Raw genomic sequence first — 12878 nt, 5'->3', positions numbered from 1 at the left:
AGATTGGATCCGGTTCGGCACCATCTGTTCAGGCGGTCTCCGATCAGGCTAGCTGCGCTGGGCTGTGCTGGCCCGCTGCCAGTTCTCCATCGATCAGTAGAACGGCAGCCGGTTGGTTCTGGCTGAGCCGCACCCGACCCAGCAGATGGGCCACCTCATTTTCGGAGGTGATCTGGCCCTGAATCAGGGGGTCGAGAAAGACAGTGGTGCGCGTATCGCCGGATCGTTCAGCCATCGCATAGATCTGTTGCAGCGATGTGGTGAGATCGGCTTCCATCTGGAAGACGGCCGTGAGGATCTCCTCAAGGCCGATCCATCCCTGTCGGGGGGCTGGGATGTCGCGCAGGGGGACCGCCTGGCCGCGGGCGACGAGATAATCGGCAAACTGCGCCGCGTGCTGGCGCTCACTCTCGGATTCCAGCTTGAAGTAGTTGGAAAAGCCGCGCAGATCCCGCTCCCCGAACCAGATCGCCAGGGCCCAGTAGGAGAGGCTGGCCTGCAGTTCCAGCATCAGATGCTCCTGCAGAGCTTCCAGCAAGGAGGGTTCCATGGCCTGGGCCACGGGTCTGCGGAAGGCTCCGATGCCGATGGCTGGCAGGGTCGCCTCAGCGGCGGTGGTGAGGCTGGTCTCAGCTGGTCCCATGCATTGGCTGGCAGTGGAGCTCAGCGTACCCAGATCAGGCAAAGACCGGCCATGCCCCACCCTGTGCCATTGGTTACGTGGCGAGGTGACCAGGCCTGGCCGGCGGCGAATTGCTCCGGAAACGTTCCTACGATGGCGATCAGACATCCAGTCGTCGAGTCACGGCTGTCAGAGCACAGTTGTCAGAAGACGGTTGTCATGACCCGCCTGTCATGACCCGCTTGTCATGATCAAGCTGTCCTGACCCAGCTGACCTGCAAGACGTTCTGGTTGCCGCCCTTTCCCCGTTCTCCTTTCCACCATTTCCTGCCATGTCCCAGCCTCTCGGCCCCAGTGACGACCCACGCCTGCAGGCTCAAGAGCCGGTTGCGCGTGTCAAGACTCTGCGTGTCGCCAAGAAGAAAGGCTGCAAGAAGTCGAAATGCTCCAAATGGAAAGGCGGTCAGTGCCGCTGCGGCCGCGATTAGTGCGGACCCCGCTGCCGTTCCAGGGTGGGGACCAGGGCCATGGCTGCCGCCAGCCCGAGCAGCAGGATCAGCAAGGCCGGTACCAGGGCTGCCCCCACCCGTTCATCGCTGGCGTACTGATACACCCGCACCGAGAGGGTGTCGAAATCGAAGGGGCGTAACGCGAAGGTGAGAGGCAGTTCCTTCACGGTGTCGACAAACACCAGCAGAGCTCCCACCAGCAGCGGACCACGCAGCAGCGGCAGGTGGACCCGCTGCAGCACCTTGAGCCAACTGCATCCCAGGCCGGTGGCAGCCTCATCGACACTGGGGGGAATGCGCTCAAGCCCCGCATCCAGTCCACCCTTGGCCACCGCCAGAAAGCGATCGGCATAGCCCCAGACCAGCAGCAACAGGGGACTCAAGGCCCAGGGCCCGCCCAGCAGCATCAGGGCCAGGGCCAGCACGGCCCCCGGCACGGCGTAGCCCATGCCGGCCAGAAAGGTGATCCGGCGCAGCAGCACCTGGGGAATCCAGCGTTTGGAGATGGCCAGCACCAGGCCAGCTGCGACCGTGAGCAGCGCCGCCAGCAGGGCCAGAGCGAAGCTGCGCAGGGTCAGGGCGATCAGGTCTTGGATCGATTCGCCGTGCATCTGATCCCAGCTCGACACGGCCCAGAGCAGGGGAAATCCCAGTGCCAGCAGGGGGGGCGACAGGGTGATCACCTGGGCCAGAGCGGCCCGCCAGCCGCTCAGGGGCCAGGGCTGCAGCCGGTCTCCCGGCGAGCCCATCCCCCAGCGACGGCTGCGGTGGCGGAGCTGCCGCTCGGCTCCGACCAGCACACTCACGATCACCAGAGCGGCCAGGGCCAGCCCCACGGCGCCCTGCGGATCACCATCGTTCTGCCAGCGTTGCAGGATTCCCACCGAGAGGGTGGGAACGCCGAGCAGTTCCACGGCTCCCAGCTCATTGACGACCTCCATGCCGCTCAGGGCGATGCCTGCCCCGATCGATGGCAGGGCCATTGGCAGGGCCACCCGGCGAAAGCTGCCCCAGGGGCCCACGCCAAGGCTGCGGGCCGCCTCGATCTGGCGGCGTCCACTCACGGCAAAACTCTCGCTGCCGAGCAGGAAGACGTAGCTGTAGGTGCTCAAGGTGAGCACCAGCACAGACCAGGCCAGGCCATGCACGCGCAGACCGTTGCGGCTGCCCAGATCCACCAGGGTGGCGGCCAGCAGGTAGGCCGGAGTAGCCAGGGGCAACAGTTGGGCAATGGCAAGCCAGCGCCGTCCTGGGAAGCTGCAACTGGCCGTGAGCCATCCGGTGGTGGTGCCGAGAACGGCGCCGATCACACCGACCAGCAGCAGCAGGGTCAGGGTGTTACCCAGCTGCAACAGGCCGCCGGGCCCCAGATCCAGAGGCTGCGCGGCAGCGCCGGAGAAGGCGAACTGGACAAGGCCGATCAGTGGGGCGAGGGCGAGGAGGCAGATCAGCCAGACCGCCAGCCCGAGGAGCAATCGCCGCGGTGGTCTGCTCTCAAGGTGATCGACGGGCGATGGCGGACCTGGACCTAGCTCGGTCTCGGGGGCCACCGAGCCTGAAGCAACGGCAGGCAAGAAAGAATCCACGCAATTTTCAGTCGCCAGTCATCATGACCAGCCGTTGGCCTGCATCAACTCCACGGCCTTTCGGTTCTTCTCGCCCATCTGCTGCACCGAGACCCCATCATCTCGGAATGGTCCGAAGTCCTTGAGGATTGCACTGCTGCCGTAACCCTTGAGCGGATATTCAAAATTGGCCTCGGCATAGCCCTCACCGCCGCTGGGGGACGCCAGGAACTCGATCAGACGGGTGGCGGCCTCCGCCTGGGTTGAGTTCCGGGTCACGCCTGCCCCGCTGACGTTCACATGAGCCGGGTCGGGGAACACGACCTTGAGCTGCTTGGCCAGGGACTGATCCGCTTCGCCGCTGAGACCGGCGAGCATGCGACCCACGTAGTAGCTGTTCACCAAGGCCACGCCACACTCTCCCTTGGCCACCGCCCGGGCCAGGGGGGTGTCGGAGGTGTAGAAGGGTTGGCTGACATTGGCCACCATGCCCTTGATCCAGCTGACCGTGGCCGGTTCACCCCGTTGAATCAGCTGATCGGCCACCAGGGATTGGTTGTAGACGCTGCGGTTGTTGCGCAGGCAGAGCTTGCCTTGGAGGGCGGGCTTGGCCAGATCGGCATAGGTGCGAATTGTGGCTGGATCCACCATGGCTGGATTCACCACGACCATGCGTACCCGACGGGTGAGTGCGAACCAGCGGCCCTGCGGATCGCGGAGGTTGGCGGGCACATCGCGATCCAGCTGCTTGGAGCTCACCGGCTGGAACAGATCCATGCCCGCGGCCTTGTCAAGGCGGGCAGCATCCACAAGCACCAGCACATCGGCCGGACTGTTGGCTCCTTCGGTGCGAACCCGTTCGATCAGGGCATCGTCCTTGCCTTCCAGCAGGCGCACCCGGATGCCGGTCTGCTCGGTGAAGCGGCGGTAGAGCTCCTTGTCGGTGTTGTAGTGACGGCCGGAGTAGACCCCGAGTTCCTGCACCGGAGTGCGGCCCATCCGACGGACGACCACGGCGGCCCCCGCCGCCACGGCCAGCAGGGCCACAAGCCCAGCGATCACAGGGACGGAAACCGGACGGCGGGGTTGATTGCTGCGAGACATGGAAAAAGGGACCTGCGCTGAAGATCCGAACGTTGTTGGCGGACCCTACGCAGCAGTTCTGCAGAGACCACGACACAAATGAAGCGGCCCGACGTGACATTGGTCACGCCGGGCCGGAGGGATCTGCAGAAACGGATGGTTCGTGCCGGGATTCAGCGTTGACGGCGCACCGGGATGGGAACCAACACCGGCTGCATCAGACCGCCGCCACCACTGTCGTCGTCGGAGTCTGCCGTGAGCCAGAAGGCGAGACCGAACAGTGCGAGCACTCCGGTGAAGACAAGCAGTTCAGCCATGGCATCCGGTGCGTGTTCGGCTCAGCGTAGCCACGCTGAACAGGGTGGGTGTAGCCGACATGGCGGTTTTCCTGCCTTGGGATCTCAGCTCAGGGGCGCCAGGGCCAGCACGCCGCCCGCCAGGGTGAGCAGCAGGGCCAGTCGCGCCGTCCAGCCTTCCGGAAGACGGCGGACCGCCAGGAAGGAGCCAGCCACCACAGCGCTGGAGGCCAGTCCCACCCCCAGCCACCAGGTCAGGGCACCGCTGGCCTCCTGGCCATGCAGCAGAGCATGGATGGCCACGGCCAGGGCCACTGGACCTCCGACCAGCGCCAGGGCGGGCGGCCTGGAACGACGCTGAACCTGCAGGATCAAGGCACCCACACCGGAAACGGCAAGAGCCGCCAGGGTTTCGGCCAGTGGGACCTGGGCGCCGCCAGTGCCGATCACAGCACCGATTGCCGCGCCGACCAGGGCGAACACCAGCAGACCGGAGCCGATGCAGGAGGCTGCGGCCCCAACTCCCAGCAACAGCAGGAGATGGTCCAAGCCGAGCAGGGGATGGGTGAAGCCACTGCCGAAGCCTGCATCGGCGACGCCGTGGGCGGAAGCGGGCAGGGCCGAGAGAAGGCTGAGGCCAAGGCCTGCCGCCGCGGCCGGCAGCAGGGATCGGCGGATTGAGGGGGGCAGAAGCATGGATGACTCTGTCCGCGCCAGCGCGGTTGGGGAGGGGTGAGCGGTGTTCAGGGAGGCTGGTCCCATCCATGCATCCATGGCCTGCATGGATCGGGCCGGCAGATGTGTCAGTGCAGGGTCAGTGTCGGCAGAAATCAGGGCCGGTGATGGCAGCCAAGGGACAGCACGTCGAGAGAAAGGACTGAAACCAGTATCTCGCCTGCTGTCACAGGGCATCGCAGCAATGGAGACAGTGGTGCTGAGAGCGCCAGGGAGTTAGCCCCACCGCTGCCGCTCTGGCTGCCGATCTCAGGCGAAGCCCTTGCCGGCATGTTTGGCCACGCAGGCCTGGAGTTGCTGACGCAGGCGGGTGTGGTCGAGATCGCGGCCAATCAGCACGATCTGATTCTTGCGCTCATCACTGGGCCAGTCGCTGTCATCGATGGAAAAGCGCTTGCCGGCCAGGTGGAACACGTGGCGCCGCTCACTTTCGTTGAACCAGAGGATCCCTTTGGCACGAAACACACTGCCAGGCAGCTGGTTGTCGAGAAAATTCTGGAACTTGCGCAGGGCAAATGGACCATCGGCAGCGAAGGACAGGGAGGTGAACCCTTCGATCGCCAGATGATCGGGGTGGGCGCCGTGATCATGGTGATGCCCGCCGTGGCCGTGATCGGCATGACTGTGATGGTTGTGATCGTGCTCGGTGTGATCGTGCACGCAATGGCCGTGTTCGTGATCACAGGCGTCGTGATCCGCCGCAGCGGCGGCCCGCTCCTGCTCCGCCTGCTGGCTGGTCGCCACTTTGTCGCTTTCGAACAGGCCCACGCTGAGCAGCAGAGGCAGTGGCACTTCCCCCTTCACCGATCTGAGAATCCGGGCATCGGTCTTGATCGTGCGTAGTTGCCGTTCCAGCTCGGCGAGCCGCTCTTCCTCCACCAGATCGCACTTGTTCAGCAGCAGCATGTCGCTGTAGACGATCTGGGCGCGACCCACTTCTCCGGCCAGAATCTCTTCGCCGAAGTTCTCCGCATCCACCAGGGTGATGATCGAATCGAGGCGGGTCTGCTCGCGCAGATCGCTGCCGAGGAAGGTCATCGCCACCGGCAGAGGATCGGCCAGACCTGTGGTTTCAACCACCAGGTAATCGACGGGGTCAGGACGATCGAGGATGCGGTACACGGCCTCGAGCAGTTCACCGTTAATCGAGCAGCAGATGCAACCGTTGCTGAGCTCGACCATGTCTTCACCGGTGGTGACGACGAGATCATTATCGATGCCGATTTCACCGAACTCGTTCACCAGAACGGCCGTCTTCACCCCCTGCTGATTGGAGAGGATGTGATTCAACAAGGTGGTTTTGCCGGCGCCGAGGAAGCCGGTCAGGATCGTGACTGGCAGGCCTGAGGGCAGCGGCTCCGTCGTTGCCACGGTCGCCGGATCCTGCAGGGGCGCTGTGGCTTCGCTGGCGGCGACACGGCCTGGGGCGGGAGACATGCGCGGTGGGGGAGGACAGCCTGTCTTCAGGGTAAGCGGGCGCGGAGGCTGGTGGCTGCGGCTGGAATCAGGACGGCAGGGCCTGCCGCCACCAGCGCCACCCCTCCAGGTTGATCGCCAGCCCCAGCAGCACCAACACGACCATCAGCACCACTTGACCCAGGCGCGAATCCGGGACGACGATGTCGGCGATCAGGTGGGGAATGTTGGTGATGGTGTAGACGATGCTGAACCAGAAATGAAGGCGCCGCCAGGGTCGCCACCGCCGAGATCCCTGGGGATCACTGGCCGCATAGGCGATCAGAAGCACGGCTAGAAGTGGCAACAGGAAGTATCCCAGCATCGCCCCGAACAGCAGAGGCAGCTGGGCAGCATCCACATGGCTCTCGATCTCCGGCGATTGGCCATGAAACAGAGGCATCAGCCCCAGCTCGACATGGAAGAGCATGGCCAGCAACCAGCAGATCCAGAGGCTGCGCAGTCGCAGGGCGTAGTCGATTGGGAACGTCATCAATGCAGCTGGGAACTGTCGGCTCGGGGCCTCTGCCGCTTCAGTCTGGACAGGATTTTCGCCATTGTTTTCGCCACTGACTTCTCAACGTTGATCGGCTCTCAGGGTTTCAATCATCCAGGACTGGGTCGTAGATCTCCACGGAGTCCCCTTTCTGTCGCTTGGCGCGATACATGGCCAGATCCGCCTGATGCAGAAGGTCAGCAGCAGCTGTGAGAGGGTCGGAGGTCATGGCGATGCCGATGCTGATGCGTGGTTGCAGCACTGCGGTGTCAACGTGCAGCGTGCTGCCCACCTGCTTCTTCAGCCGATGGGCCATGGCGAGCGCCTGCTGCCGACTGCCGCATTGCTCCAGGACAACGACGAACTCGTCTCCAGCAAAGCGCACCAACACGTCGTCGGGGCGCAGTGCGGCCTGAAGACGCTTGGTGATGGCCACGAGCAGGCGGTCACCCACAGTGTGGCCGTAGGTGTCGTTCATTTCCTTGAAGCGGTTGAGATCGCAGAACATCACCACTGCCTGACCGGCGTGGCGGTGCAGGCGATCAAGGGCGGTCTGCAGGTAGTCGCCGAGGGAGCGTCGATTGGGCAGGCCAGTGAGCGGATCCTGGTAGGCCTGGTTCTTGAGATGCTGCAGGTTGTGATGGCGTGAGGTCACGTCCCGCTGAACCTAAATCCAGTGGGTGAACCAGCCGCTGGGGTCCTGCAGTGGGGAGATCGCTATGTCCACCCAGTAGGTGCTGCCGTCCTTGCGGTAATTGAGCACTTCGGCGTTGAAACTCCGCCAGTTTTCCAGGGCCGTGCGCATGCCGGCCCGCACCAGAGCACTGGTCCCGGCTCCCTGGAACATCCGCGGACTGCGTCCCAGAACTTCCTGGTAGGAGTATCCGGTCTGGGAAAGCAGCGCGGCATTGGCATAAAGAATCACGGGGCCAGGAGCTGCGAAGGGCTCAGCTGTGGTCACCAGCACCACGTCGCCGATCGCGTGCAGCAACCGCTCAAACAGTTCCACACGTTGGCGCGCGATGGCCTCGGAGCCACGCTGTGGCTGGAGCAGGCTGGGGCCAGCGAAGCCTTCCTCAAAGGCGAGCAGTCCGACCCCCACGCCATCGTCGGTGCGAAACAGTCTCACCAGCAGAGATGTTTCCTGCCAGGGGAGCCAGAGATCACGAGGACCCTCCTGGGTCATCACCAGGCTGTGCAGCTGGATCGCTTCGGCCAGGGCTGGCCAGAACGGCAGGAGGGCGCCACCGATCGCTGCGCTCAGACCCTCTCCCAGACAGGCATGGGCCTCGCGATCGGCGTAGAGGATCGTGAGGCAGGCCTTATCGATGCCAGGGCTTTGGGGGTCAAGGCCCCTGATCAGCAGCAGACCATCGCCGGGAAGCAGCAGAAAGGGTTCGAGGCCGGCAGAGGAATCCTCCGGGCGCAGAATCACTCCGGTGATCGTTGATTCGCTGTCAGACGCACGCTCCATGGGCTCCGGGCGGGATCGACCCGGCGGATCAAGGCTGGCTTGATCAACCGCGGAGCCGCTGGATACGGATTGAATATCAATGCTAAAGGGTCCTATTGCTGACCCCCCCCGAAGTGTTCCAACAATTTGCTCATTATGCATCAAATCATCTCGCTGGCCATAGACTTGTGGCGCTGGAAACATGTTTCGTGATCCAGGCCTCCACGTCATCCGCCGCTGCGGCGTATCGAGCCGGAGAGGCTTGGGCCACGACCCTGCGGTGCGGCAAGAGGTGAGAAGCCTGTCGGCGGACCTGCCGGACCTTCCATCGGAATCCCGGTAACGGCGGCTTAGCTTGATCGCCTTGCGTTGACGTGGGCACTGCAGAGGATCAGCTCCCAGGCCCCCGTACCTGACCTCTTTGTCCGCCTGCATGCAAGGCCCACCCGATTCCGGCCAGCTCTCTTCAGGTCAGCTGCCTGCCAATCAGCCCTCCTCCAGTCAACCGACGCGATGGAGTCGGCGCCAGATCCTTCCCCTCGCGGCCGGAGCCCTGGGGCTGGGCCTGGGGGGTCTGCTGTTGCCGCGGTCCGGCGGGGTTGGGCGACAGCCTCCCGCCGGTCAACGCCATCCACCGCTGTCCCCTGCCGGCGAAGGGGATAGGCCGCTTCCCTTCGACCCGATGGCGGTCCTGCGGGAGTTCCACACCGGTACCGTCCGGCGGGAAGACGGCCGCATCGTGCGGGAATTCGATCTCACGGCCGATACCACCCTGCTGCCGCTCAACCCGGCCGTGACCTTCAAGGCCTGGGCCCTGAATGGACGGGTGCCCGGTCCGACCCTGCGCGCCAATGCCGGCGATCGCTTGCGGATCGTGTTCCGCAACCAGGACAGCACCTCCCACAGCCTCCACTTTCATGGCATCCATCCGGCGGCGATGGATGGGATCCGGCCCGTGCGCCATGGGCGCAGTACCGTCTATGAATTTGATGCCGAACCTCACGGCATCCATCCCTACCACTGCCATGTGGCCCCGGTGACCCGTCACGTGAGTAAAGGGTTGTATGGCCTGTTGATCGTGGATCCTGTCACGCCACGACCGCCCGCCGACGAACTGGTGCTGGTGATGGGGGGCTATGACCTGAAGGGCCAGGGGCGCAATGATCTGTATGCCTTTAATGGCATCCCGAATTACTACCGGGATCATCCGATCGATCTCTATCAGGATGCTCTGATTCGCCTTTATGTTCTCAACATGGTGGAGTGGGATGGGCCGCTGACCTTTCATCTTCATGCCAACATCTTCAAGGTGTATCGCTCCGGTCTTTCCTCCACTCCGGATGAGCTGAGTGATGTGATCACCATGGGTATGGCGGAGCGCCATATTCTGGAGTTCAGCTATCGCTACCCTGGCCTATACATGTTTCATCCCCACCAGGATCAGATCGCCGAGCGCGGCTGCATGGGGCATTTCAACGTTGTGCCGCGCCCGATCAACGGTTGATCACGCGGCCAGGTCACGTTCGTCACACTTCAGCGTGACAGAAGGCTTTGCCCTTTGCCGAGGCCGGCGGAGGATCGCCCCATCCAGCTGTTGCCGATTCCATGGGTCAGGGGCGCCGTGCCATTGAACTGTTTCTCGCCCTCGGTGCTTCGGCGGGTCTGGCTGTGGGCTGCGGTCTGCCCTATCAGGACGGCGCGGCGGGGCCCGAGAGCGGCGGCGCCACTGCCACGTCCCCTGCCCCTGGCGCAGGCCACCACGAAGGTGGAGAGGGCGGCGAGGGAGGCGAAGGCGAAGTCGGGCACGGCGACACCGGCCATGGCGAACGCATGGATCCAGGTTCACCGCTCACCTACGCCACGGTGCTGGGCCTGATGCAGGGGCACCTGCTGGTGGCCGGCGAGCTGATGCAGCGGGGCCGGGCCGCGGATGCCGAACCCCACCTGGCCCATCCCGCCGATGAGCTCTACGGCGACCTGGAGCCGGAACTCAGCCGCCGGGGGGTGCCTCCCTTCCAGGGCAAGCTCACAGTGCTGCAAGACCTGATCCGCACAGCTCCCACGGCACCGGCCACGGCGCAAGCGGTGGAAGAGGCCCGCCGCTCGATCGATCAGGCCATGGCGGTGCTGCCGGAATGGGAGCGCCGCGATCCGGCCTTTGTGGCGACGGTGATTCGGGAGTTGCTCAACACCGCCGCCAGCGAGTACGAGGCGGCCATCACCGATGGCCGGATCGCTGAAACGGTGGAATACCAGGACTCCAGGGGATTTGTTCTCTACGCCGAGCAGCTCTTCAGCGGCATCGCGCCGCAACTGGCAGCCAGCGACCCTGCTCTGGAGCGGAAGCTGGCGTCCACCTTCGCGGCCCTGAAGCCGGCCTGGCCCGATCCGCTGCCGCCCAGTCGCCCCGTGCTCACGGCTCAGGAGGTGCGGCAACGGACGGCCGCCCTCTGAGAGAGGCCGCTCTGAGCGACTCCCTTTGGACACTCCTCCAACAGGGCGGAGCGTCGACTGAGGCATCCGGTTGATCCAGCAAACTGCTGCAACGGTGAGAATGATTCTTGCTCTTGGCGCAGGGCGCTCGCCGCTTTGTCGCCCCTGATCCCACCGATGTCCCAAACCCCTTCAGCCTTTGTGACGCATCCGATGGTCAGCCCCGCCGCCGCTCGCCGCCGTGCCTGCCTCGCCCCTCTGGCGGCAACGCTGCTGCTCAGCCCCCTTGCCGCTGAGGCAACGGAGCTGAATCTCGAGGGGATGAACCGTTACGCCGCTGCCGCCGGCCTGGAGGGCCAGGAGCAGGTCACCAGCATCAACCAGTTCTCCGACGTTCGCCCCACGGACTGGGCCTACCAGGCTCTCAGCAACCTGATCGAGCGCTACGGGTGCGTCGCCGGCTATCCCAACGGCACCTACAGGGGCGGTCAGGCCATGAGCCGCTACGAAGCGGCGGCCCTGCTGAACGCCTGCCTCGATCGGATCACCGAGGTGACCGACGAGCTCAAGCGCCTGATCAAGGAGTTCGAGAAGGAGCTCGCCGTCCTCCGCGGCCGCGTCGACGGCCTTGAAGCCAAGGTGGGCGAGCTGGAGGCGACCCAGTTCTCCACCACCACCAAACTCTCGGGCCTGGCCACCTTCGTGCTGGGGGGCAATGCCTTTGGCGGCAGCGCCGCCGCGCTGGTGGAGGACAGCCGCCGCCGCTTCGGTGCCACCACGTTCAATTACGACGTCCAGCTCAATTTCGACACCTCCTTCACCGGCAAGGACCTGCTGCGCACCACCCTGCGCGCCGGCAACTTCGAAGGAGACAGCAACAGCTTCGGCGGTGCCGGTCCGACCAACCTCTCCCAGCTGGAGACCGCCTTCCAGGAGGAGGGCGGTCCCAATGTCGTGGGGATCGATCGGCTCTTCTATCAGGTGCCGCTCGGCTCCGGCCTTACGGCCACCATCGGCGCCCGGGTGGGCCAGGAGGACATGCTGGCCCTCTGGCCCAGTGTCTACCCCGATTCTGCGGTGCTGGACGTGCTCACCCTCAACGGGGCACCGGCGGCCTACAACAAGAATCTCGGCGCCGGCGCCGGCCTCTGGTGGCAGAGCGACGGGGGTCTGAGCCTCAGCGCCAGCTACGTGGCGGCCCATGGCCAGGAGGGCAATCCGGCTCAGGGCGGCATCGCCACCGATGGCGCCGGGGGCACCGGCACGGTGCAGATCGGCTACGGCCAGGAGACCTGGGGCGTGGCCGCGATCTGGTCACGCATCCAGAACGGCAACGACCTCGTGGTCTACGGCACCCCCTTCACCCTCGACAGCTACCTGTTGCCTGGCAGCACCGATGCCTTCGGACTGAGCGGCTACTGGCAACCGCAGACGACGGGCTGGATTCCCTCGATCAGCGCGGGCTGGGGCATCAATCGCAGCCGCTACGACGATGCCCCGGCGGGCAGTGTGCGCACCAGCCAGTCGTGGAGCGTGGGCCTGCAGTGGCTCGACGCCTTCGCCAGCGGCAATGCCGCCGGCATGGCTGTGGGACAGCCCACCTTCGCCACCAGCCTCGAGGGTGGCGACACACCCCGCGACGGCAATTTCGTCTGGGAGTGGTGGTACAAGATGCAGCTCACCGACAACATTTCGGTGACGCCGGCGCTCTTCTACCTCAGCCGCCCGCTCGGGCAGGACAGCCCGGACGGCCGCAGCTTTCATCAGTTCGGCGGCCTGGTGAAGACCTCCTTCAGCTTCTGATCCGCTTCGGTCTCCTGCCGCTGCCGGCAGTCGCGGCACAGCCCGAAGAATTCGAGGGTGTGGAACAGGGGCTGGAAGCCGGCCAGGTCCCCGTCCGGCAGGGCCAGGCCATGGACGGGGCAGTGGTGCAGCACCAGGGAGGTGCCGCAGTCGACGCAGGTGAGGTGGTGTTCATCCCGCTCGGTGGGGGCGAACAACGCTTCGCCCGTGGGTAGATGGCGGCAACGCACCAGCCCCCGCTGCTGGAGTTGGCGCAGGTGCCGGTACACCGTGGCCAGCCCCATGGCCTGGGGACTTCCCCGCAGGCGGGCGTGGAGCTCCTGGCCGGAGAGTTCCGCATCGGCCCGGCCGAGCTCCTCCAGCAGACCCTGCTGGCGAGGCGGAAGTCGATCAGTGGTGGGGGGCGGACCCATGGAACGCGAAGCGAC

13 protein-coding genes are annotated in these 12878 nt (G+C 65.0%); 3 read left to right on the top strand and 10 right to left on the bottom strand.

Annotated elements, in window-relative coordinates; all coding sequences use genetic code 11:
- Positions 1 to 43 precede the first annotated feature (43 nt).
- From H8F26_RS18165 to H8F26_RS18125, 9 genes are all read right to left on the bottom strand, one after another.
- Positions 44 to 643 carry a ferritin gene (locus tag H8F26_RS18165; protein WP_197156313.1) on the bottom strand — a complete coding sequence of 200 codons (600 nt, stop codon included), beginning with the start codon at positions 641 to 643 and terminating at the stop codon, positions 44 to 46.
- Between the two features lie 463 nt (positions 644 to 1106).
- Complete coding sequence (locus tag H8F26_RS18160; RefSeq protein WP_231597954.1) at positions 1107 to 2606, bottom strand: iron ABC transporter permease; 1500 nt, start codon at positions 2604 to 2606, stop codon at positions 1107 to 1109.
- A gap of 132 nt (positions 2607 to 2738) precedes the next feature.
- Entirely contained in the window at positions 2739 to 3800 is a 1062-nt protein-coding gene (locus tag H8F26_RS18155) for an extracellular solute-binding protein (RefSeq protein ID WP_197156309.1), read from the bottom strand.
- A gap of 152 nt (positions 3801 to 3952) precedes the next feature.
- Positions 3953 to 4096, bottom strand: coding sequence for a hypothetical protein (locus tag H8F26_RS18150; protein WP_197156307.1), 144 nt, complete (start codon positions 4094 to 4096; stop codon positions 3953 to 3955).
- An 84-nt stretch (positions 4097 to 4180) separates the two neighbouring features.
- Entirely contained in the window at positions 4181 to 4771 is a 591-nt protein-coding gene (locus H8F26_RS18145; RefSeq protein ID WP_197156305.1) for a HupE/UreJ family protein, read from the bottom strand.
- A gap of 288 nt (positions 4772 to 5059) precedes the next feature.
- A complete protein-coding gene (locus H8F26_RS18140) occupies positions 5060 to 6247 on the bottom strand; it encodes a GTP-binding protein (protein ID WP_197156303.1) in 1188 nt (395 codons plus the stop codon).
- Between the two features lie 67 nt (positions 6248 to 6314).
- Positions 6315 to 6758 (bottom strand): hypothetical protein, encoded by a 444-nt coding sequence (locus H8F26_RS18135; RefSeq protein ID WP_197156301.1) that lies wholly within the window; start codon positions 6756 to 6758, stop codon positions 6315 to 6317.
- A 109-nt stretch (positions 6759 to 6867) separates the two neighbouring features.
- Positions 6868 to 7416 carry a GGDEF domain-containing protein gene (locus H8F26_RS18130; RefSeq protein WP_197156300.1) on the bottom strand — a complete coding sequence of 183 codons (549 nt, stop codon included), beginning with the start codon at positions 7414 to 7416 and terminating at the stop codon, positions 6868 to 6870.
- Positions 7417 to 7428: 12 nt separating this feature from the next.
- Complete coding sequence (locus H8F26_RS18125; protein ID WP_197156299.1) at positions 7429 to 8235, bottom strand: PAS domain-containing protein; 807 nt, start codon at positions 8233 to 8235, stop codon at positions 7429 to 7431.
- A 412-nt stretch (positions 8236 to 8647) separates the two neighbouring features.
- Here H8F26_RS18125 and H8F26_RS18120 point away from each other — a divergent pair, with 412 nt between their 5' ends.
- From H8F26_RS18120 to H8F26_RS18110, 3 genes are all read left to right on the top strand, one after another.
- Complete coding sequence (locus H8F26_RS18120) at positions 8648 to 9718, top strand: multicopper oxidase domain-containing protein (protein ID WP_197156298.1); 1071 nt, start codon at positions 8648 to 8650, stop codon at positions 9716 to 9718.
- 101 nt (positions 9719 to 9819) lie between these two features.
- The gene (locus tag H8F26_RS18115; RefSeq protein WP_197156297.1) at positions 9820 to 10668 is read left to right on the top strand and encodes a hypothetical protein; all 849 of its coding nucleotides are present in this window, start codon (positions 9820 to 9822) and stop codon (positions 10666 to 10668) included.
- Between the two features lie 156 nt (positions 10669 to 10824).
- The gene (locus H8F26_RS18110) at positions 10825 to 12450 is read left to right on the top strand and encodes an iron uptake porin (protein WP_370594649.1); all 1626 of its coding nucleotides are present in this window, start codon (positions 10825 to 10827) and stop codon (positions 12448 to 12450) included.
- Here H8F26_RS18110 and H8F26_RS18105 read toward each other — a convergent pair.
- Positions 12411 to 12863, bottom strand: a complete 453-nt coding sequence (locus tag H8F26_RS18105; protein WP_197156296.1) for a Fur family transcriptional regulator — start codon at positions 12861 to 12863, stop codon at positions 12411 to 12413. The two genes, H8F26_RS18110 and H8F26_RS18105, sit on opposite strands and share 40 nt — an antisense overlap.
- Between the last annotated feature and the right edge of the window lie 15 nt (positions 12864 to 12878).

This window comes from Synechococcus sp. CBW1006, assembly GCF_015840525.1.
Classification (GTDB): Bacteria; Cyanobacteriota; Cyanobacteriia; order PCC-6307; family Cyanobiaceae; genus CBW1002.
The sequence above is the reverse complement of the archived record's forward strand: the minus strand, read 5'-3'. Positions and strand labels throughout refer to the sequence as shown.